General features: G+C 66.1%; 1 protein-coding gene. It reads right to left on the reverse strand.

All coding sequences use genetic code 11. From position 1 onward, the window contains the following. Window positions 1-322 (reverse strand): hypothetical protein (locus tag RI841_RS15810; protein ID WP_310706589.1); only part of this gene is annotated, 322 nt, incomplete at its 3' end. Between the last annotated feature and the right edge of the window lie 115 nt (window positions 323-437).

Consider the following 437-nt stretch of genomic DNA (forward strand, 5'->3'; position numbering starts at 1 on the left):
ACACCAGCGATTTGATCGGCGTGGCATCCTGCTGTGGTGCGCATAGCTCACGCGCGATGCGCTCCAGTCGCCACTCGCTCAGCAGTGTCTTGAAGCCCCCGTAAGGCACCAGGCGGCTATACAGCTGGCTGCGTGAAATGCCTGCCAGCCTGGCCACATCGACGGCGCGTGCCTGGCTCATCGGCAGGGCATCGGCGAGGGCGGTATCGGCTACGGACTGGCCGGAGAAGGAAGGACCGCCGACCCGGGCTACCTTGAGGCGGACATCGATGCGCCGCCGATCCGGGTCCCGTCTATTCTCAACGTGGCCTATCAGCGCCATCTCCTCTGGAACGGCAGCATGGGGTCGGCCGGCCTCAACACCGGGACCGAATCGCTGTGGACCGAGGGTACGCCCGCAGCGTTCAACCGTCTCGGGTACGCGGGCGTCGAGACAC

This window comes from Halomonas sp., assembly GCF_031581305.1.
Lineage (GTDB): Bacteria > Pseudomonadota > Gammaproteobacteria > Pseudomonadales > Halomonadaceae > Halomonas.